This window comes from Stenotrophomonas sp. 05N37 (assembly GCF_056397365.1).
Window position 1 is genome coordinate 1,396,965 of the sequence record NZ_JBFTNG010000001.1, and the last position, 25,155, is coordinate 1,422,119.

The 25,155-nt window shown below is 69.1% G+C and carries 23 protein-coding genes; 18 read left to right on the forward strand and 5 right to left on the reverse strand.

Going from position 1 to position 25,155, the window contains the following annotated elements; genetic code table 11:
* Positions 1 to 206 precede the first annotated feature (206 nt).
* Positions 207 to 1,691 carry an AAA family ATPase gene (locus AC1DGC_RS06025; RefSeq protein WP_259206921.1) on the reverse strand — a complete coding sequence of 495 codons (1,485 nt, stop codon included), beginning with the start codon at positions 1,689 to 1,691 and terminating at the stop codon, positions 207 to 209.
* 130 nt (positions 1,692 to 1,821) lie between these two features.
* Between AC1DGC_RS06025 and AC1DGC_RS06030 the strand changes: the two genes are divergently transcribed.
* The 9 genes from AC1DGC_RS06030 to AC1DGC_RS06070 all read left to right on the forward strand — a co-directional run bounded on the left by AC1DGC_RS06030 (position 1,822) and on the right by AC1DGC_RS06070 (position 10,914).
* Positions 1,822 to 2,454, forward strand: a complete 633-nt coding sequence (locus AC1DGC_RS06030; protein WP_259206919.1) for a ParA family protein — start codon at positions 1,822 to 1,824, stop codon at positions 2,452 to 2,454.
* A gap of 17 nt (positions 2,455 to 2,471) precedes the next feature.
* Complete coding sequence (locus tag AC1DGC_RS06035) at positions 2,472 to 2,948, forward strand: SixA phosphatase family protein (RefSeq protein ID WP_259206917.1); 477 nt, start codon at positions 2,472 to 2,474, stop codon at positions 2,946 to 2,948.
* A gap of 3 nt (positions 2,949 to 2,951) precedes the next feature.
* Positions 2,952 to 3,560 (forward strand): YceI family protein, encoded by a 609-nt coding sequence (locus AC1DGC_RS06040; RefSeq protein ID WP_394162705.1) that lies wholly within the window; start codon positions 2,952 to 2,954, stop codon positions 3,558 to 3,560.
* On the forward strand, positions 3,557 to 5,644 hold the full coding sequence (locus AC1DGC_RS06045; RefSeq protein ID WP_394162707.1) for a phospholipase D family protein: 2,088 nt from the start codon (positions 3,557 to 3,559) through the stop codon (positions 5,642 to 5,644). Before AC1DGC_RS06040 ends, AC1DGC_RS06045 begins: the two co-directional genes overlap by 4 nt.
* Before the next feature lie 26 nt (positions 5,645 to 5,670).
* Positions 5,671 to 6,108 (forward strand): hotdog fold thioesterase, encoded by a 438-nt coding sequence (locus AC1DGC_RS06050; RefSeq protein ID WP_478047426.1) that lies wholly within the window; start codon positions 5,671 to 5,673, stop codon positions 6,106 to 6,108.
* Between the two features lie 181 nt (positions 6,109 to 6,289).
* Positions 6,290 to 7,081, forward strand: a complete 792-nt coding sequence (locus AC1DGC_RS06055; protein ID WP_259206910.1) for a lysophospholipid acyltransferase family protein — start codon at positions 6,290 to 6,292, stop codon at positions 7,079 to 7,081.
* A 56-nt stretch (positions 7,082 to 7,137) separates the two neighbouring features.
* A complete protein-coding gene (locus AC1DGC_RS06060; RefSeq protein ID WP_259206946.1) occupies positions 7,138 to 8,127 on the forward strand; it encodes a YheT family hydrolase in 990 nt (329 codons plus the stop codon).
* 96 nt (positions 8,128 to 8,223) lie between these two features.
* Positions 8,224 to 10,293: a tetratricopeptide repeat protein gene (locus AC1DGC_RS06065; protein ID WP_259206908.1), complete on the forward strand. Its 2,070-nt coding sequence runs from the start codon at positions 8,224 to 8,226 to the stop codon at positions 10,291 to 10,293.
* Positions 10,294 to 10,302: 9 nt separating this feature from the next.
* Positions 10,303 to 10,914, forward strand: coding sequence for a YbhB/YbcL family Raf kinase inhibitor-like protein (locus AC1DGC_RS06070; RefSeq protein ID WP_478047427.1), 612 nt, complete (start codon positions 10,303 to 10,305; stop codon positions 10,912 to 10,914).
* A 145-nt stretch (positions 10,915 to 11,059) separates the two neighbouring features.
* Here the strand turns inward: AC1DGC_RS06070 and AC1DGC_RS06075 are convergent, their stop codons facing one another.
* A complete protein-coding gene (locus tag AC1DGC_RS06075) occupies positions 11,060 to 11,893 on the reverse strand; it encodes an META and DUF4377 domain-containing protein (protein ID WP_259206903.1) in 834 nt (277 codons plus the stop codon).
* A 70-nt stretch (positions 11,894 to 11,963) separates the two neighbouring features.
* Positions 11,964 to 12,758 carry an undecaprenyl-diphosphate phosphatase gene (locus tag AC1DGC_RS06080; RefSeq protein ID WP_478047482.1) on the reverse strand — a complete coding sequence of 265 codons (795 nt, stop codon included), beginning with the start codon at positions 12,756 to 12,758 and terminating at the stop codon, positions 11,964 to 11,966.
* A gap of 222 nt (positions 12,759 to 12,980) precedes the next feature.
* Between AC1DGC_RS06080 and glnA the strand changes: the two genes are divergently transcribed.
* The 6 genes from glnA (at position 12,981) to AC1DGC_RS06110 (ending at position 20,175) form a co-directional block, all read left to right on the forward strand.
* Positions 12,981 to 14,390 (forward strand): type I glutamate--ammonia ligase, encoded by a 1,410-nt coding sequence (gene glnA, locus AC1DGC_RS06085; protein ID WP_259206899.1) that lies wholly within the window; start codon positions 12,981 to 12,983, stop codon positions 14,388 to 14,390.
* A gap of 352 nt (positions 14,391 to 14,742) precedes the next feature.
* Positions 14,743 to 15,081 (forward strand): P-II family nitrogen regulator, encoded by a 339-nt coding sequence (locus AC1DGC_RS06090; RefSeq protein ID WP_026070924.1) that lies wholly within the window; start codon positions 14,743 to 14,745, stop codon positions 15,079 to 15,081.
* A gap of 18 nt (positions 15,082 to 15,099) precedes the next feature.
* Complete coding sequence (locus AC1DGC_RS06095) at positions 15,100 to 16,533, forward strand: ammonium transporter (protein WP_259206894.1); 1,434 nt, start codon at positions 15,100 to 15,102, stop codon at positions 16,531 to 16,533.
* 221 nt (positions 16,534 to 16,754) lie between these two features.
* The gene (locus AC1DGC_RS06100) at positions 16,755 to 17,495 is read left to right on the forward strand and encodes an N-acetylmuramoyl-L-alanine amidase (protein WP_259206893.1); all 741 of its coding nucleotides are present in this window, start codon (positions 16,755 to 16,757) and stop codon (positions 17,493 to 17,495) included.
* A gap of 472 nt (positions 17,496 to 17,967) precedes the next feature.
* Positions 17,968 to 19,119, forward strand: a complete 1,152-nt coding sequence (gene mltA / locus AC1DGC_RS06105) for a murein transglycosylase A (RefSeq protein WP_478047428.1) — start codon at positions 17,968 to 17,970, stop codon at positions 19,117 to 19,119.
* Positions 19,120 to 19,269: 150 nt separating this feature from the next.
* The gene (locus tag AC1DGC_RS06110; RefSeq protein ID WP_259206890.1) at positions 19,270 to 20,175 is read left to right on the forward strand and encodes an NAD(P)/FAD-dependent oxidoreductase; all 906 of its coding nucleotides are present in this window, start codon (positions 19,270 to 19,272) and stop codon (positions 20,173 to 20,175) included.
* Positions 20,176 to 20,224: 49 nt separating this feature from the next.
* On the opposite strand, the gene AC1DGC_RS06115 is transcribed toward AC1DGC_RS06110, so the two are convergent.
* The gene (locus AC1DGC_RS06115) at positions 20,225 to 21,337 is read right to left on the reverse strand and encodes a serine hydrolase domain-containing protein (RefSeq protein ID WP_478047429.1); all 1,113 of its coding nucleotides are present in this window, start codon (positions 21,335 to 21,337) and stop codon (positions 20,225 to 20,227) included.
* A 63-nt stretch (positions 21,338 to 21,400) separates the two neighbouring features.
* On the reverse strand, positions 21,401 to 21,694 hold the full coding sequence (locus AC1DGC_RS06120) for a tetratricopeptide repeat protein (protein ID WP_478047430.1): 294 nt from the start codon (positions 21,692 to 21,694) through the stop codon (positions 21,401 to 21,403).
* A gap of 228 nt (positions 21,695 to 21,922) precedes the next feature.
* On the opposite strand from AC1DGC_RS06120, the gene AC1DGC_RS06125 reads away from it, so the two are divergent.
* From AC1DGC_RS06125 to ntrC, 3 genes are all read left to right on the forward strand, one after another.
* Positions 21,923 to 22,453 (forward strand): hypothetical protein, encoded by a 531-nt coding sequence (locus tag AC1DGC_RS06125; protein WP_478047431.1) that lies wholly within the window; start codon positions 21,923 to 21,925, stop codon positions 22,451 to 22,453.
* Positions 22,454 to 22,595: 142 nt separating this feature from the next.
* Positions 22,596 to 23,669 (forward strand): two-component system sensor histidine kinase NtrB, encoded by a 1,074-nt coding sequence (locus AC1DGC_RS06130; RefSeq protein WP_259206886.1) that lies wholly within the window; start codon positions 22,596 to 22,598, stop codon positions 23,667 to 23,669.
* Entirely contained in the window at positions 23,659 to 25,110 is a 1,452-nt protein-coding gene (gene ntrC, locus AC1DGC_RS06135; RefSeq protein WP_478047432.1) for a nitrogen regulation protein NR(I), read from the forward strand. Before AC1DGC_RS06130 ends, ntrC begins: the two co-directional genes overlap by 11 nt.
* Positions 25,111 to 25,155: the final 45 nt, after the last annotated feature.

The following is a 25,155-nucleotide window of genomic DNA, read 5'->3' on the forward strand; positions in this document are numbered from 1 at the left end:
TTGGTCGGCTGCTCTATCCAGGGCCACCGACAGCGCACAAGAACCGGTAGAGCCGACCGTTGGTCGGCTGCTCTATGCAGGGCCACCGACACCGCACAAGAACCGGTAGAGCCGACCGTTGGTCGGCTGCTCTAYCCAGGGCCACCGACACCGCCGACCCACGAAGCAGCCGACCAACGGTCGGCTCTACGCGCCGGCGATCGGCGTTACTCGTCGGCGCTGACCGTGCGCCCACGGGCCCAGTCGCGCAGCGCGTTGACCTGCTCGGCCATCAGCACGGACAACGGCCGGCTGCTGCGGATCTCGGTCATCAGCAGCTCGGTATCCAGCACCCGCGTCTCGGCGTGCGCCGCGTACAGCCCGGCCACCACCGCCTGTTCGATCTCCGCGCCGGAGAAGCCCTCGCTGGCCGCGGCCAGCGCCGGCAGCGCGAAGTCGTCGGCATTGAGCTGGCGCCGGCCCAGGTGCAGGCGCAGCAGTTCCACCCGGGTATTGGCGTCGGGCAGGTCGATGAAGAAGATCTCGTCGAAACGGCCTTTGCGCAGCAGTTCGGCCGGCAGTTCGTGCACCTGGTTGGCGGTGGCCACGATGAACACCGTGCCCTTGCGCTCGGCCAGCCAGGTCAGCAGGTGGCCCAGCACGCGCCGCGACACCCCGCCGTCCTCGCCCCCGCTGGCCAGGCCCTTCTCGATCTCGTCGATCCACAGCACGCACGGGGCCAGCTGCTCGGCCGAGGCCAGGGCCTCGCGCAGGTTCTTCTCGGTCTCGCCGTGGTACTTGTCATACAGGCTGCCGAAGTCCAGCCGCAGCAGCGGCACCCCGAACCCGGCCGCGGTGGCCTTGGCCAGCATCGATTTGCCGCAGCCCTGCACGCCCAGCAGCAGCATGCCCTTGGGCGGGTCCAGCCCGGCCGGGCCCTGGCCGCCGAGGAAGATCGGCCGGCGCTGGTTGACCCAGCGCTTGAGGCGGTTGGCGCCGGCCACGTCGGCAAAGCGGGTGGTGTCGTACTCGTAATGCAGGTGGCCGGCGCGGTTGAGCAGCTCGAACTTGAGCCGGGCCAGCTGCGGCAGGTCGTCCTGGCTGAGCGCGCCATCGGCGAAGATCAGCTGGCGGCCGATCCGCCGTGCGTCGACCATGCTCAGGCCGCGCAGGTTGTGCAGGATCTTCTGGACCGCTTCGTTGTCCACCTCGACCCGGCGCCCGCCGTTCTCGCGGGCGTAGGCCTCGGCCTCCTCGCGCAGCATCTTCAGCAGCGCGTTGAGGTCGGGCAGGCGCGGGTTGAAGCGGGTGGCCAGCGCCTCCAGCTCGGCCGGCAGTTCCACCTTGGCCCCGATCAGCACCAGCACGTGGGCCTGGCAGTGGCGGCGCTGGATCAGGTCGCGCAGCGCGCGCTGGTGGCTGGCATAGCCCAGGTAAGGGTGGAAATCGAGCAGCAGGTAGATGCCGCGCTGCTCGGCCTGGCGGATCATCTGCAGCGCCGCGCTGGCATCGGGCGGGCCGACCGCGTCATCCTCGCGGTCCATGTCGATGCGGCGCAGGCCTTCGGTGATCGACCAGCGGTGCAGGGCGCGCCAGACATGCATCAGGGTCTGCCGGAACAGCTCCACGATGCGACCCTCGTCCTGGGTCTCGATGATGATCAGCGGGGTATTGGCGCGAATCAGCGCACTCAGGTCCTGTAACTCGCTCATGCCGGCTTGCAATCCTTTGGATCGCGCACGATAGCAAAGCGACGGCCCGCACAGGGGTTCAGCAGCGCGACTATCTCCGTCACGGACGGCGGTGTACGCTGCGATGACGTTCCCCGGAAGCGAGGCTGGCATGAAGACGATCCTGGTAGCCGGTTCCAAGGGTGGGGTGGGCAAGACCACCGTCGCCACCCACCTGGCGGCGCATGCCGCATTGGACGGCAAACGGACCGTACTGGCCGACGCCGATCCGCAGGGCTCCAGCACCCGCTGGGCGCAGCGCCGCTCGATGCTGGAAAGCGCCGTGCTGCCGATCGACGTGTACCGCAAGAAAGCCTGGGAGAAGCTGATTCCCGATGGTACCGACGAGGTCATCATCGACGCCCCCGCAGGCGCATTGGCCGACGATCTGGGCCACTTCCTCGATGTTGCCGATGCCGTGGTGGTGCCCGTGCTGCCGTCGGCGCTGGATATCGAAGCCATCGTCGGCTTCCTCAACAGCCTGTCCAAGGTGCCCCGCGTGCACCGCCGCGCGCTGCCGGTCGGGCTGGTGCTCAACCGCACCAAGCCCTGGACCCAGACCTCCCAGCAGGCCATCCAGATGCTGGCCGAATGGCCCTATGACGTTGTCGCCCAACTGCGCGACAGCCAGAGTTACGTGGTGATGGTCGGGCTGGGACGCAGCCTGTTCGATTACCGCTCCGCGCAGGTGCGCGAGCACCAGAGTGACTGGGAGCCACTGTTGAAGTGGCTGAAGAAAGCCTGATCCAGAAGAGAGCCTTTATGCGAGAACTGATCCTGCTGCGCCATGCCCACGCCGAAGCCGCCGGTACCGGCCAGGCTGACCTTGACCGCCCGCTGTCCCCGATCGGCCTGGCCGAAGCGGAAGCGGCCGGCCGCTGGCTGAAGGAGAACAACCTGCTGCCCGACTGCGTGCTGTGTTCGCCGTCGCGGCGGACCCGCGAAACCCTGGAGGCCGTGCTGGGCATCACCGGCTTCGTCGAAAAGCGCCTGGAAGATGGCGTCTACGACGCCACCCCGGGCACCTTGATGGGCCTGATCGAGGCCCGGAGCGATGTCGACCGGCTGCTGGTGGTCGGGCACAACCCGGGCCTGGAACAGCTGGTGGCGCTGCTGAGCGAAGGCACCAGCAGCGACTACCGCGGCATGCCGCCTGGTGGCATCGCCGTGCTGGCCTTTGACCGCGAGGCCAGCATCGAACCCGGCGTGGCCAGCCTGACCGCCTTCTGGTGGCCGTAGCCCATGACGGTAGTGCGCGCGCTGCTGGGCGGCCTGCTGGCGCTGGCGTCCTACGCGGCCTGCGCTGAACCGCCGGCCCCGGCCCCGGCCCCGGCTGGGGTCCCGCGCCAGGTGCTGGAGTTCGATACCGCGCGTTCGCGCTTCGGTTTCGAGATCCGCACCCGGCTCGGGCAACGCATCGAAGGGGTGTTCCCGCGTTTCGAGGGACGCATCGAGGTGCTGTCCGATGGCCGCCACCAGGTCCACCTGCGGATGTTCACCCGCTACGTCGAGATCCCCGGCAAGAACCGCTACACCGGCTGGATGCGCGGGGAGGAATTCTTCGATTCGGCCCGCTACCCGGTGGTCGAGTTCGACTCGGTTCCCTATCTGCCCGAGGTGGTGGACAAGGGCGGCGGGGTCCAGGGCCGGTTGATCCTGCGCGGCGTCAGCCACCCCGAGACCCTGCGGGTGGAGCCGGCGGAGTGCCCCCGGGCCGGGTATGATTGCGACGTCGTCAGCCGCGGTACCGTGCAGCGTGGCCGGTATGGAATGGACAGCTGGCAACTAGCATTGAGTGATCGAGTGACCTTTGTACTGCGAGCGCGTCTGAGCGAGGCGCCCAAACCGTGACCCCATTGATGCGTGTGGTGATGCTGGCAACGCTGTTGCTGGTCGGCGGCTGTGCGTCGCTGTCCAATGCACAGCGCGACCGTGCCGCCGGCATCGCCGTGCAGGCACGCTCGAGCGTGGTCGACTGCACCCAGCCGGACCGCTGCGCCCTGGACTCGCCGCTGCGCGCGCTCGGCGGCAAGGCCTTCTCCGAATCGACCGAGGCCGCCCCGCGCCACTACGCCACCATCATCGATGAGGGCGAGGTGTCGCTGGTCGCCCGGCTCAACCTGATCCGCAGCGCCACCCGCAGCATCGACCTGCAGACCTACATCTTCGATAAGGACGACAGCGCCCGGCTGGTGCTGGACGAACTGCTCGCGGCCGCCCGGCGCGGGGTCAAGGTGCGCGTGCTGATCGACCAGCTCTCGGCCATCTCCGACCTGCAGATCCTCGGCGCGCTGGCCAGCAGCCACCAGAACTTCGAACTGCGCGTGTACAACCCGACCTTCGGCAAGGCGCGGCTGAACTATTTCGATTACGCCGGCAGCGTGCTCTGCTGCTTCCGCCGCTTCAACCAGCGCATGCACAACAAGCTGCTGGTGATCGACGACGCGCTGGGCGTGGTCGGCGGGCGCAACTACCAGGACGACTATTACGACTGGGACAGCGAGTACAACTTCCGCGACCGCGACGTGCTGGTGGCTGGCCCGGAAGTGCGCGAGATGGCCACCAACTTCGACGCGTTCTGGCGTGCCCCGCGCAGCGTCCCGGCCGAACGCCTCAACGATGTCGGCCGCACCCTGCTGGACCAGGGCGCCCCGCAGATGCCCGCCACCGCCTACCGCCATCCCGAACGGGTGGAGCGGGTCAGCGCGGAGGCCAGCGATCCGGCCTACATCACCCGCGCCTTCGTCGACACCGCCATGCCGGTGGCCTCGGTGCGCTACGTGGCCGACCTGCCGCGCAAGCACCGGCGCGAGCGCGCCAGCCAGCCGGCCAATGGCCAGCACGTGACCGAGCCGCAGCTGGATGCGCTGATCGCCAGCGCGCAGAGCGAAGTGCTGCTGCAGACCCCGTACCTGGTGCTGTCCAAGCCGGCGCGCAAGCTGTTCGGCGACCTGCGCAAGCGCGAACAGGCGCCGCGCATCGTGGTGTCCACCAACAGCCTGGCGGCCACCGACAACCCGATCGTCTACGCGCTGTCCTACAAGTACAAGCGCCGCAACATGCGCGAGCTTGGCTTCAACCTGTACGAGTTCAAGCCGTTCCCGCTGGATGCGCCGGTCGACTATCGCAACCTGCTGCCGGCGCCGCTCGGCGACGCACCGCCCCCGGACGGCAAGCGCAACAGCCTGATCGGCGGGAGCGCGGCCGGCAGCAATGCACGCGGCAGCGCCAGTGGCGGCAGCCGTCGCAGTGCCGATGCCGGCGCCGCGATGCGGCCGGCCAGCGTCGATGCCGATACCGATACCGCCGCCGACCCGCCCCGGCGCCAGCCCACGCCGGGCCCGGCCGCACGCCGCCGCACCGATGGCAGCGTGGTCGAACGGCGCGTGCTGCGTGCCGAAACCCGGCCCTCGTTCCTGGGCACCAAGGCCGTCAACAAGCCGCTGCCGGTCACCCGCACCGGCGCGCGCATGGGGCTGCACGCCAAGTCGATGGTGGTCGATCGGCGGATCGGCGTGATCGGCACGCACAACTTCGACCCGCGCAGCGAGAACTACAACACCGAAGGCGCGGTGATCATCGACGACCCGGTCTTCGCCGAGGCGCTGGCCCAGAGCATCCTGCGCGACATCCACCCGCAGAACTCCTGGACGGTGGCCCCGCGCACCAAGCCGCCGGTGCTGTCGGGCCTGAACTACAGCGTCGGCAAGGCCTCCGAAGCATTGCCGGTGCTGGATTTCTGGCCGTGGCGTTACGCCACCGATTACGAGTTCCAGCCCGGGCCGAACTGCCCCGAGCCGTTGCGTCGCCAGGACAAGGACTTCCACACCTGCTACGTCTCGGTCGGTGACTTCCCCGAGGTCAACGTCGGCCCGAAGTGGCTGCTGGTGCGCATGCTCACCGCCTTCGGCGCCGGCCTGGTGCCGATCCTGTAATTCCTTTCGTCGCACGGAGACGCCGCATGACCCAGGTATTCCGCGAAGCGGTGTCGATCGAGGCACTCAACGCACTCAGCCGCACCACCCTGATCGACCATCTGGGCATCGTCTTCACCGCGGCCGGCGAGGACTGGGTCAGCGCGACCATGCCGGTCGACGAACGCACCCGCCAGCCCTACGGCATCCTGCATGGCGGCGCCTCGGTGGTGCTGGCCGAAACCCTCGGCAGCAGTGCCGGCAACCTGTGCGTGGACACCACCCGGCAGGTCTGCGTGGGCCTGGAAATCAACGCCAACCACATCCGCGCGGTGCGCGGCGGCGTGGTCACCGGCACGGCGCGTGCCATCCACGTGGGCCGCAGCACCCACGTCTGGGACATCCGCATCGAAGATGAGGGTGGCCGCCTGGTGTGCACCTCGCGGCTGACCCTGGCGGTCGTGCCGGCGGTCGCCCCGGCCTGAGCGCACTACGCCGCGGATGCTGTGTTGCGCCGGTCGGCACAGTGCGCCGGCGCACAGTCGGCTGACGCGCTGTGCCAGGCACGGGCAGTGGCTTGACCCCCTGCGGTGGCTGGCCCGCCCGCGCCATCGATTTGTCCGGTTCGCGCTGGCAGACCCCGCGGCGCTCCGGTATCGTTCGCGGATGAATTCCCCCACCCCGGCCTCACGTGGCGGCGTGGCGCGTGTGTGCCGTTATCTGTACCGCGTACCGCTGCTGCTGGTCCACCTGTTGCTGTTCCTGCCGATGCTGCTGATCGCCATGCTCCCGCCATGGGGACGCATGCGCGTGGGCACGCGCCTGTTCGAGCATGCCGCGGTCAACGCATGGTCCGGCGGGCTGATGTGGATCTTCGGCTTCCGCCTGCAGCGGATCGGCACGCCGCTGCCGGGTGCCGTGCTGTTCGTGGCCAATCACGTCAGCTGGGTGGACATCTCGGTGCTGCACAGCCAGCGCATGATGGGCTTCGTCGCCAAGCGCGAAATCGCCGGCTGGCCCGTGGTGGGCTGGTTGGCCGCGCGCGGCCAGACCATCTTCCACCAGCGCGGCAGCACCGAATCGCTCGGTGGGGTGATGCAGGAAATGGTCGTGCGCCTGCGCGAGGGCAAGGCCGTGGGCGTGTTCCCGGAAGGACGCACCCGCGGCGGCCACGACGTCGGCCCGTTCCATGCGCGCATCTTCCAGGCCGCTGTCGAAGCCCAGGTCCCGGTGCAGCCGGTGGCGCTGCGCTACGGCTGGCGCGGTGACGCCCAGACCATCGTCGCCTTTGGTCCGAAGGAGAGTTTCTTCGCCAACTTCCTGCGCCTGCTGGGAGAACCGGCGCGTCGCGCCGAGGTGCATTTCCTGGCGCCGATCGGGACCCATGACCTGGAAGGCCGTCGCCGCATCGCCGAAACCTCGCGCGCGCGCATCCTGGCGGCGATGTCCGCCGAATAGTGCATGGCGGCCCTTCACGCGCCGGCGTCGCCATCGGGAGCAGTCTGCCGCCCATGTTGACCGCTGCCGACTATCAACCCCCGCGTTGGCTGCGCAATCCGCACCTGCAGTCGATGCTCAGCTCCAGCCGCATGCGCATGCAGCGTGGGCTGATGCTGCTTGCCGCCACCGGCGCGGTCACCGAGGAACTGATCCTGGACGGTGGCCAGGGCGTGCGCCTGCAGGGCTGGCACAGCCACGTGGAAGGCCGCGAGCCGATCGGCATGGCGCTGCTGCTGCATGGCTGGGAAGGCAGTGCCGAGTCCAGCTACATGCGCATGACCGCCGCGCGCATGCTCGAGGAAGGCTTCGACGTGGTGCGGCTGAATTTCCGCGACCACGGCAATACCCATCACCTCAATCCCGGCATCTTCCATTCCAATCGCATCGATGAAGTGGTGCACGCCGCCAGCGACATCGCCCTGCGCTGGCCGCAACTGCCGCTGGTGGCGGCCGGTTACTCGCTGGGCGGCAACTTCGTGCTGCGCCTGGCATTGCGGGCGCCCTCGGCCGGGGTGCCGCTGCGCCGGGTCGCCTCGGTGTGCCCGGTGCTCGATCCGGCCATCACCATGGAGAGCATCGAGAACGGTCCGGCGATGTACGACTGGTACTTCCGCCGCAAGTGGGCCGGCTCGCTGCGCCGCAAGCGCGACCTGTTCCCCGAGCTGAGCGACTGGGACGACCGCGTGCTCAAGCTGGACATCCGCGCGCTGACCGCCTGGCTGGTCGAACACCACACCGACTTCGGCTCGCTGCAGGCGTACTTCGACGGCTATTCCATCGCCGGCGACCGCCTGGCCGAGCTGGCCGTGCCGGCGGACATCCTGATGGCCAAGGACGACCCGGTGATTCCCTTCGCCACCTTCAACGGCTGGGGGCTGCCGGCCCACGCCCACCTGGAGATCGCCCCGTGGGGCGGCCATTGCGGCTTCCTGGAAAACTGGCGCGGCGACGGTTTCTCCGAGCGCTGGGTGGCCCAGCGGCTGCGCATCGAAGCCCTGCGCTGAGCCGGCCCGGCGGCGGCCCGCCGGGCGCGGCGCGGCGCACGGGTGATCGCCGTAGGCGTGTTCTACAATCGGGGTTTGACCCCACGCTGGACCGTCATGCAAGACAAGATTCTCCAAGCCCTGCGCCGCAACGCGGCCGACGACGCCGCGCAGCTGGCCCGCGAGTGGATCCAGGCCGAGCCGGAGCAGCCGCAGGCGCACCGCTGGCTGGCCCTCTCGCTGCAGCAGCAGGGCCAGTTCGATGCGGCCCTGGACAGCCTCCAGCAGGCGCTGGCACTGGCCCCGGAAAACCCGGACCTGCACCTGCAGCATGCCGGCCTGCTGCTGGCCCTGCGCCAGTTCGACGCCGCCGACTCGGCGCTGGACCGCACCGCCACGCTGAACCCCAACGCGTTGGCCGCTTACCTGATGCAGGCGCACATGGCGCTGGCCCGCAACGACGTGGACGAGGCCGAGCGGGTCACCCGCACCGCCAGCCGGGTCGAGCCGGACCACCCCGAGCTGGCCGCCCTCAACGGCATGATCGCGCTGCGCCGTGGCGAGGGCGACCGTGCGGTGGCGCTGTTGTCGGCGGCCGCACAGGCGCTGCCCAACGACGCGCGCGTGCTGTACGCACTGGGCTTTGCCTACCTGGGCAAGGAGATGCTGGCCTTCGCCGAGCAGGCGTTCCGCCGCGTGCTCGACCTCAATCCGGCGCTGACCTCGCTGTTTGGCCTGCTGGTCCAGTTGCAGGTGCGCCAGGGCAACATCGACGGCGCGGCGGCGACCATGCGCCAGATCCTGGCCTCTGCCGAGGGGGACACCCCGGCGATGCGCCGCCTGGCCGGCGAGCTGGAATTGCAGTCCGGGCAGCCGTTGCAGGCCCTGGAACACCTGCTGCCGCTGCTGGAGCAGAGCCCCGCCGACCGCCAGACCCTGCAGCTGCTGCTGATGGCCTGGCAGCGCCTGGGCCGCGAGCAGCAGGCCCGCGACACCCTCGATGCGGTGCTGGAGACCCACCCGCAGCTGCACGACCTGTGGCTGGCGCGCCTGTCCATCGAAACGGTGGGCAGTGCCGACGCGGTGGCGGTGGCCGAGCGTTGGCTGCAGGCCATGCCCGCGCACCTGCCGGCGATGGAAACCCGCATGCGCCTGCACGACATGGCCGGCGAGAACGACGCCGCCGAAGCCGTGGCACGCCGCATCGTGGCGATCGAGCCGGGCCGCGCCAGTGGCGAGACCCGCATTGTCGATGCCCTGCTGGCGCGTGATCCCGCCGCGGCGGTGGCGCATGTGCAGGCCATCCATGACGCCGCGCATGACGACGCCAAGGGCACCCTGCGTGCGTGGCTGGGCTCGGTGCAGCACGAAGCCGGCCAGCACGCCGACGCCCTGCGCAGCTGGGTCGGCCTGCACGTGGCCGAGGCCGGCCAGCGCCTGCCGCTGCCGCCGCAGGCCAAGGCACCGCTGACCTGGCCCGACCTGGGCAGCATCAGCGAGGCCAATACCGCCCGCCCGATGTTCGTCTGGGGCGCTCCCGGCTCCGGCGTGGAACGGGTGATCGCCGCGATCGCGGCGGCCAGCCCGGTGCTGCGTGGCGACCGCTTCGGCCCCAACCCGCCCGACGATGCCTTCCAGAGCTACCACACCCTGCAGGACCTCTCGACCGGCAAGCTCAGCCCCGAACGGCTGGTGGAGCAGTGGCGCGAGCAGTTGCCGGCGCGTGGCCTGGCCGACGCCAACCTGATCGACTGGCTGCTGTGGTGGGACAACGCGCTGCTGTGGGCGCTGCGCCCGCAGTTGCCCGAAGGGCGCCTGCTGGTGGTGCTGCGCGACCCGCGCGACATGCTGCTGCACTGGCTGGCCAACGGCGCGCCTGCCCCGCTGGCGGTCACCTCCATCGACGAGGCCGCCGAATGGCTGGCACGTTCGCTGGCCCAGGTGGCCACGCTGCACGAACAGGATCTGTACCCGCACGCGCTGGTGCGCATCGATGACATCGGCAACGACCCGGCAGTAATGGCCGCGCACCTCGGCCACCTGTTCGGCACGCGCTTCCCGCCGGCGCCCTCGCTGGGGCCGCCACGCATGCCCAGCGGGGAATGGCGCCAGTATCGCGAGCTGATGGCACCGGCGTTCGCGCTGCTGACCCCCGTCGCCGTCCGTCTTGGCTATCCCGAACAGTAAGGACCCCCCATGCGCCTGAGCAGCACCAGCATCCACGCCGGCCAGCCGATCGCGGCCGAGTTCGCCGCCGGCGACGCCAACGGCTTCGCCGCCAACCGCAACCCGCAGCTGGCCTGGAGCGAGGTGCCCGAGGGCACCCGTTCGTTCGTCCTGCTGTGCGTCGATCCGGACGTGCCGACCGTGCCGGACACGGTCGGTCGCCACGATTGCAGCGTACCGCGCGACCAGCCGCGCGCGGATTTCGTCCACTGGGCGATGGCCGATATCCCGGCCAGCGTCCATGCCATCGCCGCGGGCAGCTGCAGCGAAGGCTTCACGGTCAAGGGCAAAACCGCACCGGCCGGACCGGCGGGCGCGCGCCAGGGCCTGAACGACTTCACCGGCTGGTTCGCCGGCAATCCGGACATGGCCGGCCAGTACCTCGGCTATGACGGCCCGTACCCGCCGTTCAACGACGAACGCGTGCACCGCTATTTCTTCCGCGTGTTCGCCCTCGACGTAGCGCAGCTGGACCTGCCCACGCCGTTCACCGCGGCCGACGTGCACCGTGCGATGCACGGCCACGTACTGGCCGAAGCGACGTTGCACGGCACCTACACGCTGAACCCGGCGCTGGCCTGATCGGCGATCCGGCAGACGCCGGTGCAGGCCGGTCTGCCGGCACTACCCGGTCATGAAGAAGGGCGGCCCATGGGCCGCCCTTCGTCGTCTGCGGCGCGTGCGTGCCGCCCCGGCCGCGGACCGGCCAACGGCCGGTACTCCGTGGTTACTTCTGTTCCGATTCGACCACCATGTCCAGCACATACGCCAGCGACGACCCATCGGCCGGCGGGTTGGCGATCGTGTAGCGCTTCACGCGCACCACGTTGCGCACGCCATCTTCGTGGGTGTAGCCCTCGATCGTGCCGTAGAAATTCTCGAACGCGCCCGGCGTGCCCTGCTTGAGGCCCTTGTCGTCGAATTTCACTTCGCGGGTCTGCAGGCACTGCATGTTCGGGATCATCGGGTGCGAGCACGGCTTGGTCTGCGCGGCCACCTCCAGGAATACCGTCTCACCTTCACCGCCGTAGCGGGTTTCGGCGGTCGGCTCGGGGGTGAACACCAGCACGTCGCCGGTGGCGGTGCGCAGGGTCAGCTGGCCCTGGCCGGCCAGTTCGGCCTTGAGCGCGCCCTCCAGCCGCGAGCCCACGGCCTGGTCCAGCGCCATCAGCGCCTTGTCGGTGCAGGCCATCATGGTCGAGGCCATCGGCGTGACGGTCAGCGTGCCATCGGCCAGCGTGTAGCCGCCGCCCATGCGGTTGCAGGTGTTGCCCACCGACAGGCGGCCGTCCTTGAAGTCCAGCGTGACCGGCTTGTCGGCGCGCGCGAACAGCGCATCCACGCGCTTGCCGCTGGCATCGGTGGCGCTGTCCAGCAGCCAGTGGTTGCCCTGCAGGCGCTGCATGTCCAGCTTCTCCACGGCCTTGGCGTCGGCGGCGGCGGTCGGGGCCGGCGCCAGGTCATCGCCACCGGTACCGGCGGGGGCCGGGGTGGAGGGGTTGCTGCAGGCGGCCATCAGGGCCAGCGGCAGGATCAGCATCAGGGTGCGGGTGCGTTTCATGGACATCTCCTTGGGAACCCGTGGAAAACGGGGTGCAACGTGAAACGGGGTTGGCGCGCGCCGGTCGCGTTCAGTTGCCAGCAGGCAACCACAGCAGCAGGGCCGCACCGAGCGCGATGCGATAGAACGCAAACGCGGTGAACCGGTGCGACTTGATGTAGCCCAGCAGCCACTTCACTACGACGAACCCGGTGATGACCGCGGCAACGAAGGCCACGCCCACGTCGGTCCAGTTCTCGCTGGCCAGGTTGCCGTCCTTGGCCAGTTCCAGGAACGCATAGGCGCTGGCGGCGAACATGGTCGGGATGCCGACCAGGAACACGAACTCGGTGGCCGCCGCGCGCCGGCTCAGGCCGAACAGCATCGCGATGAAGATCGCCGCCGCCGAGCGCGAGGTGCCGGGGAACACGCCCGCCACCACCTGCGCCAGGCCGACCAGGATCGCCACCTTCCAGGTCACTTCGTCGCGGTCGGGCAGGCGCGCGCTGTAGGTCTCCACCAGGATCATCCAGAGGCCGCCGATGATCAGCGCCCACGCCACCGGCGTGACCGTCTCGGGCAGTTCCCAGCCGGCCAGGCGCACCGGCAGGCCGACGACCGCGGTGACCAGGAAGGCGGTGCCCAGCTTCATCACGTAGTCGCGGTTGGCGCGCTCGTGCAGGCCGGTGGCCAATGACCACAGGCGCTGGCGGAACACCAGGGTGATGGCCAGGATCGCGCCGGCCTGGATCACGATGTTGAAGAAGTCCGAGCGCGCGCCCAGCCAGTGCTGGGCGATCAGCAGGTGGCCGGTGCTGGAGATCGGCAGGAATTCGGTGAGGCCTTCGAGGATGCCCAGCAGGAGGGCGGAGAGCAGGTCGGACATCGGTGGTTGGGGCTCGGAATGGGTGAAATCGGCGTAGAGCATAAAACATCAAACGCCGCACCAAATGTGTGCGTGGCGCGGCCGTTGCACCATCGTGGTGCGCACCGTTCAGGCCCCAGTGCAGTGCACGTGCAGTGAAATCAACGACTTGTGAGGCCTCAAAAGTTGGCACGGCGATTGCTCTATCTATTCCACGCAATCATCCATCCGAGGGTTTCACCGATGTCCGTGGAAAACGTTGAGAAGCTGATCAAGGACAACCAGATCGAGTTCATCGACCTGCGTTTCGTCGACATGCGCGGTATCGAACAGCACGTCACCTTCCCGGTGAGCATCGTCGAGCCGTCCCTGTTCGAAGAAGGCAAGATGTTCGATGGCAGCTCCATCGCCGGTTGGAAGGGCATCAACGAATCGGACATGGTCCTGCTCCCGGACCCGGCCAGCGCCTACATCGACCCGTTCTACGCCGACCCGACCCTGGTCATCAGCTGCGACATCCTCGACCCGGCCACCATGCAGCCGTACGGCCGCTGCCCGCGCGGCATCGCCAAGCGCGCCGAGGCCTACCTGAAGTCCTCCGGCATCGCCGAACAGGCCTTCTTCGGCCCGGAGCCGGAGTTCTTCATCTTCGACTCGGTCCGCTTCGCCAACGACATGGGCAACACCTTCTTCAAGATCGATTCCGAAGAAGCGGCCTGGAGCACCGGCGACAAGTTCGACGGCGCCAACAGCGGCTATCGCCCGGCCGTGAAGGGCGGCTATTTCCCGGTCCCGCCGACCGACTCGCTGCACGACCTGCGCGCTGAAATGTGCAAGACACTGGAACAGGTCGGCATCGAAGTCGAAGTGCAGCACCACGAAGTGGCCACCGCCGGCCAGTGCGAGATCGGCACCAAGTTCAGCACCCTGGTGCAGAAGGCCGACGAACTGCTGCGCATGAAGCACGTCATCAAGAACGTCGCCCACCGCAACGGCAAGACCGCCACCTTCATGCCCAAGCCGATCGTCGGCGACAACGGCAGCGGCATGCACGTGCACCAGTCGCTGTCCAAGGGCGGCACCAACCTGTTCTCCGGCGACGGCTACGGCGGCCTGAGCCAGCTGGCGCTGTGGTACATCGGCGGCATCTTCAAGCACGCCAAGGCCATCAACGCCTTCGCCAACTCCGGCACCAACAGCTACAAGCGCCTGGTCCCGGGCTTTGAAGCCCCGGTCATGCTGGCCTACTCGGCCCGCAACCGCTCGGCCTCGTGCCGCATTCCGTGGGTGTCCAACCCGAAGGCACGCCGCATCGAAATGCGCTTCCCCGATCCGATCCAGTCCGGCTACCTCACCTTCACCGTGCTGATGATGGCCGGCCTGGACGGCATCAAGAACCAGATCGATCCGGGCGCGCCGAGCGACAAGGACCTGTACGACCTGCCGCCGGAAGAAGAGAAGCTGATCCCGCAGGTCTGCTCCTCGCTGGACCAGGCCCTGGAAGCGCTGGACAAGGACCGCGAGTTCCTCAAGGCCGGTGGCGTGATGAGCGACGACTTCATCGATGGCTACATCGCGCTGAAGATGCAGGAAGTGACCCGCTTCCGCGCCGCCACCCACCCCCTCGAGTACCAGATGTACTACGCCAACTGAGCAACAGGCGACGATGACGAAGGACCTCCCTCCCACCTTCGTCATCGTCGCCGCTTTGTCGGCTGGGGAGCCGGCAAGGCAACCATGCGTAGAGCGGACCGTTGGTCCGCTGCGTGGAAAAAAAAGCGGACCGTTGGTCCGCTGCACCACCAGGGGCAAGAGAGACCGGACGCGTGCCATGGGCCCATCCTCCCTCCCGCGTCACCAGCGCCACCGCCCACGGGGCGGCGGCATTGGCGAGGCCCATGCAACGTTCGGCGCACCAGTGGGCGGCCATGTGCAAGTGGCCGCCCGCTGACCTGACACCGGCCAGCAAGCGATCGCCGGTTCCATCCACCATCGGGACATGCGCATGAAATTGATCTCCGCCATCATCCGACCGTTCAAGCTCGACGAGGTCCGCGAGGCCCTCTCCGATGCGGGCGTGTCGGGCATCACCGTGACCGAAGTGAAAGGCTTCGGCCGCCAGAAGGGCCACACCGAGTTGTATCGCGGCGCGGAGTACGTCGTGGATTTCCTGCCGAAGATCAAGATCGAAACCGTGGTCACCGACGACCGCCTGGACGCGGTGGTCGAAGCGATCCAGAACGCGGCCGGCACCGGCAAGATCGGTGACGGCAAGATCTTCGTGACCGCGGTCGAACAGGTCGTTCGCATCCGCACCGGCGAAATCGGCGCTGACGCGCTCTAACCCCACTCGGAGCCCACAATGAAGACCTCTTTGTTCACCGGGTGGCAAGCCCGGTTCCATGCCGTGTGCCTGATGATGCTGATCAGCGCGCTGGCCGTTGGCGCGTTCTCCGGCAGCGCGCACGCCCAGGCCCAGGTCACCCCGGCGCCGTCGGAAACCGTCGCCGTCGAGCCGCTGCCCGCCGCTACCCCGGCACCGGCGGCGGCCGTTGAAGCCGCCGCAGCCGCACCCACCTTCGACCACGGCGACGTGGCCTGGATGCTCACCTCCACCCTGCTGGTGCTGCTGATGGTGGTGCCGGGCCTGGCCCTGTTCTACGGCGGCCTGGTGCGCTCCAAGAACGTGCTGTCCATCCTCAGCCAGATCCTGGTGGTGTTCTCGCTGATCCTGATCCTGTGGGTGGCCTACGGCTACAGCGCGGTGTTCAGCGAAGGCAACGCCTTCTTCGGTTCATTCACCGAGTTCGCCTTCCTCAAGGGCTTCAGCCCGGATTCGGTCGGCAACACGCCGATCAAGGGCCTGCCCGACTACCTGTTCGTCGCCTTCCAGTCCACCTTCGCCGGCATCACCACCGCGCTGATCGTCGGTGCATTCGCCGAGCGCATCAAGTTCAAGGCGGTCCTGCTGTTCTCGGCGCTGTGGTTCACCCTGAGCTACATCCCGATGGCCCACATCGTGTGGGGCGGCGGCTACCTGGGTGAGATGGGGGCGATCGATTTCGCCGGTGGCACCGTCGTGCACATCAACGCGGGCGTGGCCGGTCTGGTCGGCGCGTACTTCGTCGGCAAGCGGATTGGTTATGGCCAGACCGCGCTGAAGCCGCACAACGTGCCGTTCACCTACATCGGCGCGATGCTGCTGTGGGTGGGCTGGTTCGGCTTCAACGCCGGCTCGGCCGCCGCCGCCGACACCGTCGCCTCGCTGGCCTTCATCAACACCATCCTCGCCACTGCCGCCGCAGTGCTGGGCTGGACCCTGGTCGAAGCGGTCAGCAAGGGCAAGCCCTCGGCCCTGGGCGCGGCATCCGGCGCCGTCGCCGGCCTGGTCGGCATCACCCCGGCCTGCGGCACCGTCGGCCCGCTCGGCGCGATCGTGATCGGCCTGGTGGCCGGCGTGGTCTGCGTGTGGGGCGTGACCGGCCTCAAGCGCCTGCTGCGCGTGGACGACACCGCCGACGTGTTCGGCGTGCATGGCATCGGCGGCATCGTCGGCGCGCTGCTCACCGGTGTGTTCAGCGCACAGTCGCTGGGCGGCACCAAGGCCGACCTGGACATCGGCCACCAGGTCTGGGTGCAGCTGGTCAGCGTCGGCTTCACCATCGTCTGGTGCGCCGTGGTCACCGCGGTGATCCTGCTGGTGGTGCGCATGGTGTTCGGCCTGCGCGTCACCGAAGAAGCGGAACGCACCGGCCTGGATGTCACCTCGCATGGCGAATCGGCCTACGAGGCCTGATCGCCGCCACCGCTTGGTGCCGGGCGTTGCCCGGCACCGACAGAAACAAGAAACGAGAGAGAGACGTTGTACTTTCGCCGGCGGCCTTCGGGTCGCCGGCTTTTTTGTTTGGGCGCATCGCCAACAGTCGCCACGTATGGTGTGGCGCCACGGCTGTTGCGCGCCGCCCTCGACGGAGTCGACGCCCGGCAACCTCGCGCCGAATCGCGCACAATGCGCGCATGCGCCAGATCCGACCCCTGCTGTCACTGTTCGCCTGCCTGCTGCTCGCCGCCTGCGCCAGCACCGGCATCCGCAGCCCGCTTGCCACCTGGGTGGCATCGCCCAATCACAACGCGCGTGGCCCGGTCATCATCGTGCTGCACCACACCGACCAGCACTCGGTGCAACAGAGCCTGGACACCCTGCGCAGCGCCAACAGCGGCGGCAAGGTCAGTTCGCATTACCTGGTCGGTGCCGACGGCCATCTCTACCAGCTCGTGGGGGATGACCGCCGCGCGTGGCACGCCGGCCCCGGCCGTTGGGGCGCGATCACCGATCTGAACTCGGCATCCATCGGCATCGAGATCGACAACGACGGCGACACCCCGTTCGCGCCTGCGCAGATCGATGCGTTGATCCGCCTGCTCGACGACCTGTGCACGCGCCTGCGCATCCCGCGTACGCAGGTGATCGGCCATGCCGACCTCGCCCCTGCGCGCAAACAGGACCCGAGCCGCTTCTTCCCGTGGCAGCAACTGGCCCAGGCCGGTTTCGGCGTATGGCCACGCGACAGCGACGGCCCGGCCCCGCCCGGTTTCGATCCGTGGCTGGCGCTGCAGGCGTTCGGCTATCCGCTGGACGATCGCGATGCCGCCGTCGGCGCGTTCCATCGCCGCTTCCGCGGCCGCGATGACCTGCCCGCCACGCTGGATGCCGACGACGCCCGCATCCTGCACTCGCTGCTGCAGCAGTCGCCTTGACCCCACGCCGCCCCGTAGAGCCGACCGTTGGTCGGCTGCACGTAACATTGACCCCACGCCACCCCGTAGAGCCGACCGTTGGTCGGCTGCACGTAAATTTGACCCCACGCCACCCCGTAGAGCCGACCGTTGGTCGGCTACACGTAACATCGACCCCACGCCGCCCCGTAGAGCCGACCGTTGGTCGGCTGCACGTAACCTTGCCCCCGCGCCGCCCCGTAGAGCCGACCGTTGGTCGACTGCACGTAACCTTGCCCCCACGCCGCCCCGTAGAGCCGACCGTTGGTCGGCTGCACGTAACCTTGCCCCCGCGCCGCCCCGTAGAGCCGACCGTTGGTCGGCTGCACGTAACATTGACCCCACGCCACCCCGTAGAGCCGACCGTTGGTCGGCTGCACGTCGCATCGACCCATCGCGCGGTTCCCGCGCCAGCCGACCAACGGTCGGCTCTACCATCTCAGGACCTTCGCTCATGACGACCACGCGCATCTCCGATGCTTGCAAACGCCCCGCGCTGCTCATCCTGTGGCTGGCCCTGCTCACCAGCTGCGCCGTCGCCCCGCAGCGTCCCAGCGTGCCCGCCACCCCCTACCTCAAGGCCGACTGGAAGGCCCTGCCGGCCGTCTCCGATGCCGACCTGCAGGCGGGTTTCGCGGCGTGGCGCAGCAGTTGCCCGCGCCTGAAGACCGATGCCGCCTGGGCGTCCACCTGTGCTGCGGCCACCCACCTCGACGGCACGCCCGCGGCCATCCGCCAGTTCCTGCAGGAACGCCTGGACGTCTACGCCCTGCGCGCGGCCGGCAACCGCGCCGACGGCCTGATCACCGGCTACTACGAGCCCATCTATCCCGGCAGCCTCGTTCGTACCGCCAAGGCGACGGTGCCGGTGTACGGCGTGCCCACGGACATGGTCAGCGTGCAGCTCGACAGCCTCTACCCCGAGCTCAAGGGCAAGCGCCTGCGTGGTCGCGTCGAGGGGCGCGTACTTACGCCCTACGACGATGCCGCCACGATTGCCACCCATGGCGCCAAGGCGCCGGTGCTGGCCTGGCTCACCCACCCGATGGACCTGCAGTTCCTGCAGATCCAGGGTTCGGGCCGTATCGTCCTGCCGGATGGCCGCCACCTGCGCATCGCCTACGCCGACCAGAATGGCCACCCCTACCGGCCGATCGGGCGCTGGCTGGTGGAGCAGGGCGAGCTGAAGAAGGAGGACGTCACCATGGACGCGATCCGCGCCTGGGCGGTTGCCCATCCGGCACGCGTGCCCGAGCTGCTCGCCAGCAACCCCAGCTACGTGTTCTTTACCAAGGGCCCGGACGGCGACGACGGCCCGCGCGGCTCCTTGAACGTGCCGCTCACCGCCGGCTACAGCGTCGCGGTGGACCGCACCGTGGTGCCGCTAGGCAGCCTGCTGTGGCTGTCCACCACCCGCCCGGACGGCACCCCGGTGGTACGCCCGGTGGCCGCGCAGGACACCGGCGGCGCGATCGCCGGCGAAGTGCGCGCCGACCTGTTCTGGGGCACCGGCGACGCCGCCGGCAAGCTGGCCGGCGACATGAAGCAGAAGGGCAGCATCTGGATGCTGTGGCCGAAGGGCGCGGCGTTGCCGAAGGCACCGTAAGCGCTATCCGCCCTCGTGCGGTGGGCGCGTGCGCCGCAGCGTGGCCATGCCGGCGTGGCCACGCTGCGGCGTGAGGCCCGCTTCACGCTGCGGCCCTATGCTCGCCGCTGGCATTCCTTCCGGATGCCCTTGGCAAGGTAACCCGGTCCCATGAGCGCACACCCCGAGCTTTTCGACGTCATCATCGTGGGCGGCAGCTACGCCGGCATGTCGGCCGCGCTGCAACTGCTCCGCGCGCGCCGCAGCGTCCTGGTCATCGACGCCGGCACGCCGCGCAATCGCAACGCATTGGCCGCCCACGGCTTCCTCGGGCGCGAAGGCATGGCGCCGTCGGATATCGCCGCGCAGTCGCGTGCCGAACTGATGCGCTATCCCACCCTGGCCTGGCTCACCGGTCGCGCGGTCCGTGCAGAGCGCGTGGACGGCGGCAAGCGCTTCCAGATCCAGTGCGAGGCGGGCCAGGGCTTTTCGGCGCGCCGGCTCATCCTGGCCTACGGCGTCACCGACGCACTGCCCGCCATCGACGGCCTCGCCGAGCGCTGGGGCAGGAGCGTGCTGCACTGCCCGTACTGCCATGGCTATGAACTTCAGGAAGGCCGCATCGGCGTGGTCGGCTGCTCCGACGATGGCGGTGCGGGGCAAGCGTTGCTGCTATGCGACTGGGGCAATGTCACCCTGTTCTGCCGCGATGCGGCGCGGATCGATCCGGCACAGAAGGCGCGGCTGGACGCCTGCGGGGTGGTCATCGAAACAACGCCGTTGCTGCGCGTGGACGACACCGCCACCGCCGTGCTTGCCGATGGTCGCCGTATCGTCACCGATGCGTTGTTCGTCGCCCCCGTCTCGCGCCTGTCCTGCGACCTGGCCGAGCAACTGGGCTGCGGGCTGCAGGACGCCGGCTGCATCACCGCCGATTCGGCCAAGCAGACCACCGTGGAGGGCGTGTTCGCCTGCGGCGATGCGGCCCGCATGGCCGGCAACATCGCGCTGTCGGTCGGCGAGGGCGCGCTGGCCGGCGTGGCCGTGCATCATTCGCTGGTGGGCCTGCTGGACTGAGCGAGTAGCGTCGCCCCACGGCGGCTGGCGCGGGTCTGCGCCGCCCGCGTTATTCCTTCACCACCGGTGCGGACCTGTAGAGCGCCGCGATGTCGGGAATGAAACCTTCCGGGCTGGCACCCACCAGGTTGGTCAGCACAATCACCGCCAGGCGCTCCTTCGGGTAGACGATGAACGCAGCGCGCCCCCCACCGATGCCACCCACCTGCGGGTCTTCCGGCGACGCGCCGAGCACGGGCCACCCGGCCGCCCAGCGCCCGTCGGCCCCGCTGTTGAGCTTCTCCGGTGTCCACATGGCCTGGACACTGGCGGGAGTGATCAGGCGGCCATCGGTGAGTGCGATGATCCAGTCCGCCAGTTGTCCTGCCGTGGTCTGGATCCCTCCACCTGTACGCAGCCCCGGGGGCAGATCGTCGATCCAATGGGCCAGGCGATCATCGTCCCCCTCCACCAGTGGCCGGCGTCGTGAGTAGCTGTAGATGGTCGCCGCGTTGGGAACCAGGTCGTAGCTGTCGCCGAACACCGATGTGCGCATGCCGGCCACCTTGAACTGGTGTTCGGCGACGTACTGCGGGTAAGGCATGCTGGCCTGTCGGGTGATGAGCCTGGCCAACAGCGCGTAGTTGGTCTGGTTGTAGGCGAACGTGTCGCCGGTGGGCGCATCCATCGGCAGCGCCGCTACCGCGGCCCACGCCTGCTGCTCGGTTCCACCGCCGATCAGGCCCTGCCGGTCGACGATGTTGGGAAGCCCCGAGGTATGGGCCAGCAGCTGACGCACGCGGATGCCACGCCACGTGTCGGGAAGGCCGTCGAGGTAGCGGGAGATGGGCGCATCCAGCGCCACCTGTCCGGCCTCGGCGAGCTGCATCAGCGCGACGCCGGTGAACGATTTGGTGGCGGAATTGATCGGGAACAGCGTGGCCGCGGTCACCGGAATGCGGTTCTCCACGTTGGCCAGGCCATAGTGCTCCAACAGCACGACGTGGCCGTCCTTGACGACGGCGATCTGCAGGCCGGGCATGCGCGCCTCCTTCATCGTCCGCTGTATCGATTGCCGGGCCATCGCGTTGGATGTCTCCCACGTGCTGGCTGCGGTGCAAAGCAGTGGCGTCGACAGCACTATGGCAGTGAACAGGGCACGCAGGCATTGCTGTGCTGACAAGGTGACGCTCCTTGGGTCATGTTGCGAAGGATGGATCGGCATGCATCTGCGCCGATGACATGCTCAGTGCGGTGGCAGGTCGACCTGCAGGGCGGCCAGGGCTTCGCTGGCGCTCCTGCTCGTCGGATCCAGCCGCAACGCGGTCTGGTAGTGCTGGCGGGCATCCGCGCGTCGCCCGGAGGCGCGGTAGGCCTCGCCGAGGCTGCCATGCGCGGCCAGCAACGGCACCTTGCCCTCCCGGGCGACCAGCACGGTGCCGTTGAAGCCGCGGCGGTCGGCATAGCTGTCGACCAGGTCGCGCAGCTGCCCGGCGGTGTCGGGGGCCTTGGCCCCGGCCAGGAAACTGCACAGCAGCACTGCAACACCGCACACACATGCAACAAGGCGCATACGTCGGGCTACGAAGCGGAGTCGGATGCTGTTGTAACCTTGACTACATTTGTAGTCAAGCGGCGCGCTGCGGGCCGCGTCGAGGACGATCCATCGGCCGGGGACGGGTTGAAAAAGCCAGCGGCTTGCTTGATAAGCATGCTGGGGACGGACGCATGTGCAGACGTCCGATCCGCCTTCAACCGGAATTCTTCCATGCAACCGACAGATGCGTACGTAGAACTTGTCAACGCCCTGGAGGCGCTGCGCTCGGCCTCGGTCGCAGACCTCCTCGCGCGCGTGGACCAGCCACACACCACGCGATCCCTGGTGATCGGTGGTGAGCCGGTCGAACTCGAGACCGTGCTGACTTGGGCGGATCCGGCAAGGACGGCCATACTGGCCACGGCCCACCTGCGCGGCCCCGGTACGTGGCACCACCAGCACATGCAGGAGAGCATCCGCATCGCCATTACCCCCGCTCCGCGATATTTCAGGCACTGGGCAGAATCGGTCCTTGGCGAGGGCGTGGCGCTGATGGAGTTGAAAGGGGAATGGGTTGTCCGCCAGGTCGAAATCTATGGCCCGCACCGAATCTGGTGCGACGAGAGCGGCCAGAGCGATGACCGATTCATGCTGGCCGACCAACCGATTTCAGTCCTCGAGCTGGACGCCGTCGATGAGATCAGCGCAGGCGAGTTCGAGGACGCATGGAACTCGGCGAGGAAATCGTCCGGAACGCGTTGATTGCCATGGGCGACGTGGATTGGCCCGCTCGCGCGCAATGTCGCTGGCGGTGCGCGGATCCAGGTCGGGTGGAGGCAGAATCAACCCGTCCACGTCATTCTGATCGGGCCCAGGCCGGGCCGTTTTGCACTACATTGGTGCAATGACCCCGACGCTCCCGCCTCCCGCCCTCGACGTCCTCGGCACTCCGGTCGCCTGGGCCGACGCCGCCGGGCGCGTGGTCGGCTGCAACCCCGCTTTTGCCCGTTGGCTGGGCGTCAGCGTGCGCCGTCTGCTTGGCCAGCCGCTCGCGTCGCTGGAAGTGCAGGGCGAGGCGCTGGCGCACTTCCTGGCCCGCGACGAGCGCGACACCCTGCGCCTGCACCGTCTCGCACTGGCCCTGCCGGGCGACGCCCCGCGCTTTGCCGAAGGCTGGCTGAGCCGCTGGGACGCGGGCGGCTGGTTGCTGGAAGCGCACCCGGTCGATGAATTCCCCGGGCTCGACCCGACCCAGGCCCTGCCCAGCGCACTGAGCGCCGCGCTCAAGGGCCTGGCCCACGAGCTGCGCAACCCGCTGGCCGGGTTGAAGGGCGCGGCCCAGTTGCTGGCCAGGCGCAACGCGCAGCGCGCCGCCGATGAGCGCGACCCCGCCGAGCGCGAGCTGATCGAGCTGATCGGCTCGGAAATCGAGCGCCTCAACGGCCTGCTCGAACAACTGCTGTCGCCGGCACCGGCCGCGCCGCATGCGCCGCTCAACATCCACGCCTCGCTGGAGCGCGTGCTGCGCCTGGCCGAGAGCGAAGGTGGCTGGGCGGTGCGCCTGCAGCGCGACTACGACCCCAGCATCCCCGAGTTCCACGGCGACGCCGACCGCCTCACCCAGGCGGTGTGGAACCTGGTGCGCAATGCGATCCAGGCGGGCGCGGGCAGCGTGACGCTGCGGACCCGCGTCGAGCACGGCGTGCGCATCGGCGACCAGCTGCACCCGTTGGCGCTGCGCCTGGAGATTGCCGACGACGGCCGCGGCGTGCCCGAGCAGTTGGCCGAGCACCTTTTCCTGCCGCTGGTCAGCGGCCGTGCCGAAGGCACTGGGCTGGGCCTGGCACTGGCCCAGCAGGTCGCGCGCGAACACCGTGGCACGCTCACCTACCGCTCGCGTCCGGGGCATACCGTATTCACCGTGCTGGTGCCGATCGGGCACGGCACGCCCACCGAGGAGGCCGCCCATGGCGGATGACACCGACCGCGCCGCCCAGCGCGTCTGGGTGGTGGACGACGACCGCGCCGTGCGCTTCGTGCTGTGCACCGCCCTGCGCGATGCCGGCTACCGGGTCGAGGGCTTCGACGGCGCCGCCTCGGCGCTGGCCATGCTCGATACCCAGCCGCCGCCGGACCTGCTGTTCACCGACGTGCGCATGCCCGGCGACGATGGCCTGGTGTTGCTGGACAAGCTCAAGGCCGCGCACCCGCACCTGCCGGTGATCGTGATGTCGGCCTACACCGACGTGGCTAGCACTGCGGGCGCGTTCCGCGGCGGTGCGCAGGAATTCCTGTCCAAGCCGTTCGACCTCGATGACGCGGTCGCGCTGGCGCAGCGCGTGCTGCCCGAGCCGGATGCCCTGGCGTCCGCGCCCCTGCCCACCGCTGCCGAACCCGGCGCCGACCAGCGCCCGCAGCTGGTCGGCGATACCCCGGCCATGCGCGCGCTGTTCCGCGCCATCGGTCGCCTGGCGCAGGCGCCGCTGTCGGTGCTGATCAACGGCGAAACCGGCACCGGCAAGGAACTGGTCGCGCACGCGCTGCACCATGAGTCGCCGCGCGTGCAGGGGCCGTTCGTGGCGCTCAACACCGCCGCCATTCCCGCCGAGCTGCTGGAAAGCGAACTGTTCGGGCACGAGGCCGGTGCGTTCACCGGCGCGCAGCGTCGCCATGTCGGCCGCTTCGAGCAGGCCAACGGCGGCACGCTGTTCCTCGATGAAATCGGCGACATGCCGCTGCCCTTGCAGACGCGCCTGCTGCGCGTGCTGGCCGAAGGCGAGTTCTTCCGCGTCGGCGGGCGCGAACTGATCCGCGTCGACGTGCGGGTGATTGCCGCCACCCACCAGGACCTGGAGTCGCTGGTCGCGCAGGGCCGCTTCCGCGCCGACCTGCTGCACCGCCTGGACGTGGTGCGGCTGCGCCTGCCGCCATTGCGCGAGCGCCGCGACGACATCGCCCAGCTCGCCGATACCTTTCTGGCGGCCGCCGCGCGCAAGCTCGACACCTCCCCCAAGCGGCTCACTGCCGCCGCCCTGCAGGCCATGCGCGAACACGACTGGCCCGGCAACGTGCGCGAGCTGGAAAACGTGTGCTGGCGAATGGCCGCGCTGGCCGCCTCGGACACCATCGGCGTGGCCGACGTGGACAGCGCGCTGCACCGCGGCGGTGGTGCGCGCAGCACGCGCGCTGGCGGCGACCCGGGCCAGTGGGAAACCCTGCTTTCCACCTGGGCGCGGCAGCGCCTGGCCGAGGGCGCCGAAGGCCTGCATGCGCAGGTGCGCGAACGGGTCGACCAGGCCCTGCTCGAAGCGGCCCTGCAGATCACCCACGGGCGTCGTGCCGAGGCGGCCGCCCGCCTGGGCATGGGCCGCAACACACTGACCCGCAAGCTCGGCGCCGGTCGCCGTCGCGGCGGATGAACCCCCTGTCCACACCGCGTGTGCGCGGTGTCCGCGCTGCTTTCA

What these genes read in the sequence shown, in the direction of transcription:
- AC1DGC_RS06100 (WP_259206893.1), top strand. Translation starts at nt 16,755, where the DNA reads ATGCGCCAGATCCGACCCCTGCTGTCACTGTTCGCCTGCCTGCTGCTC.
- AC1DGC_RS06065 (WP_259206908.1), top strand. Translation starts at nt 8,224, where the DNA reads ATGCAAGACAAGATTCTCCAAGCCCTGCGCCGCAACGCGGCCGACGAC.
- AC1DGC_RS06095 (WP_259206894.1), top strand. Translation starts at nt 15,100, where the DNA reads ATGAAGACCTCTTTGTTCACCGGGTGGCAAGCCCGGTTCCATGCCGTG.
- AC1DGC_RS06130 (WP_259206886.1), top strand. Translation starts at nt 22,596, where the DNA reads ATGACCCCGACGCTCCCGCCTCCCGCCCTCGACGTCCTCGGCACTCCG.
- AC1DGC_RS06040 (WP_394162705.1), top strand. Translation starts at nt 2,952, where the DNA reads ATGACGGTAGTGCGCGCGCTGCTGGGCGGCCTGCTGGCGCTGGCGTCC.
- AC1DGC_RS06075 (WP_259206903.1), bottom strand. Translation starts at nt 11,893, where the DNA reads ATGAAACGCACCCGCACCCTGATGCTGATCCTGCCGCTGGCCCTGATG.
- AC1DGC_RS06125 (WP_478047431.1), top strand. Translation starts at nt 21,923, where the DNA reads ATGCAACCGACAGATGCGTACGTAGAACTTGTCAACGCCCTGGAGGCG.
- mltA (WP_478047428.1), top strand. Translation starts at nt 17,968, where the DNA reads ATGACGACCACGCGCATCTCCGATGCTTGCAAACGCCCCGCGCTGCTC.
- AC1DGC_RS06080 (WP_478047482.1), bottom strand. Translation starts at nt 12,758, where the DNA reads ATGTCCGACCTGCTCTCCGCCCTCCTGCTGGGCATCCTCGAAGGCCTC.
- glnA (WP_259206899.1), top strand. Translation starts at nt 12,981, where the DNA reads ATGTCCGTGGAAAACGTTGAGAAGCTGATCAAGGACAACCAGATCGAG.
- ntrC (WP_478047432.1), top strand. Translation starts at nt 23,659, where the DNA reads ATGGCGGATGACACCGACCGCGCCGCCCAGCGCGTCTGGGTGGTGGAC.
- AC1DGC_RS06050 (WP_478047426.1), top strand. Translation starts at nt 5,671, where the DNA reads ATGACCCAGGTATTCCGCGAAGCGGTGTCGATCGAGGCACTCAACGCA.
- AC1DGC_RS06030 (WP_259206919.1), top strand. Translation starts at nt 1,822, where the DNA reads ATGAAGACGATCCTGGTAGCCGGTTCCAAGGGTGGGGTGGGCAAGACC.
- AC1DGC_RS06025 (WP_259206921.1), bottom strand. Translation starts at nt 1,691, where the DNA reads ATGAGCGAGTTACAGGACCTGAGTGCGCTGATTCGCGCCAATACCCCG.
- AC1DGC_RS06090 (WP_026070924.1), top strand. Translation starts at nt 14,743, where the DNA reads ATGAAATTGATCTCCGCCATCATCCGACCGTTCAAGCTCGACGAGGTC.
- AC1DGC_RS06110 (WP_259206890.1), top strand. Translation starts at nt 19,270, where the DNA reads ATGAGCGCACACCCCGAGCTTTTCGACGTCATCATCGTGGGCGGCAGC.
- AC1DGC_RS06070 (WP_478047427.1), top strand. Translation starts at nt 10,303, where the DNA reads ATGCGCCTGAGCAGCACCAGCATCCACGCCGGCCAGCCGATCGCGGCC.
- AC1DGC_RS06055 (WP_259206910.1), top strand. Translation starts at nt 6,290, where the DNA reads ATGAATTCCCCCACCCCGGCCTCACGTGGCGGCGTGGCGCGTGTGTGC.
- AC1DGC_RS06035 (WP_259206917.1), top strand. Translation starts at nt 2,472, where the DNA reads ATGCGAGAACTGATCCTGCTGCGCCATGCCCACGCCGAAGCCGCCGGT.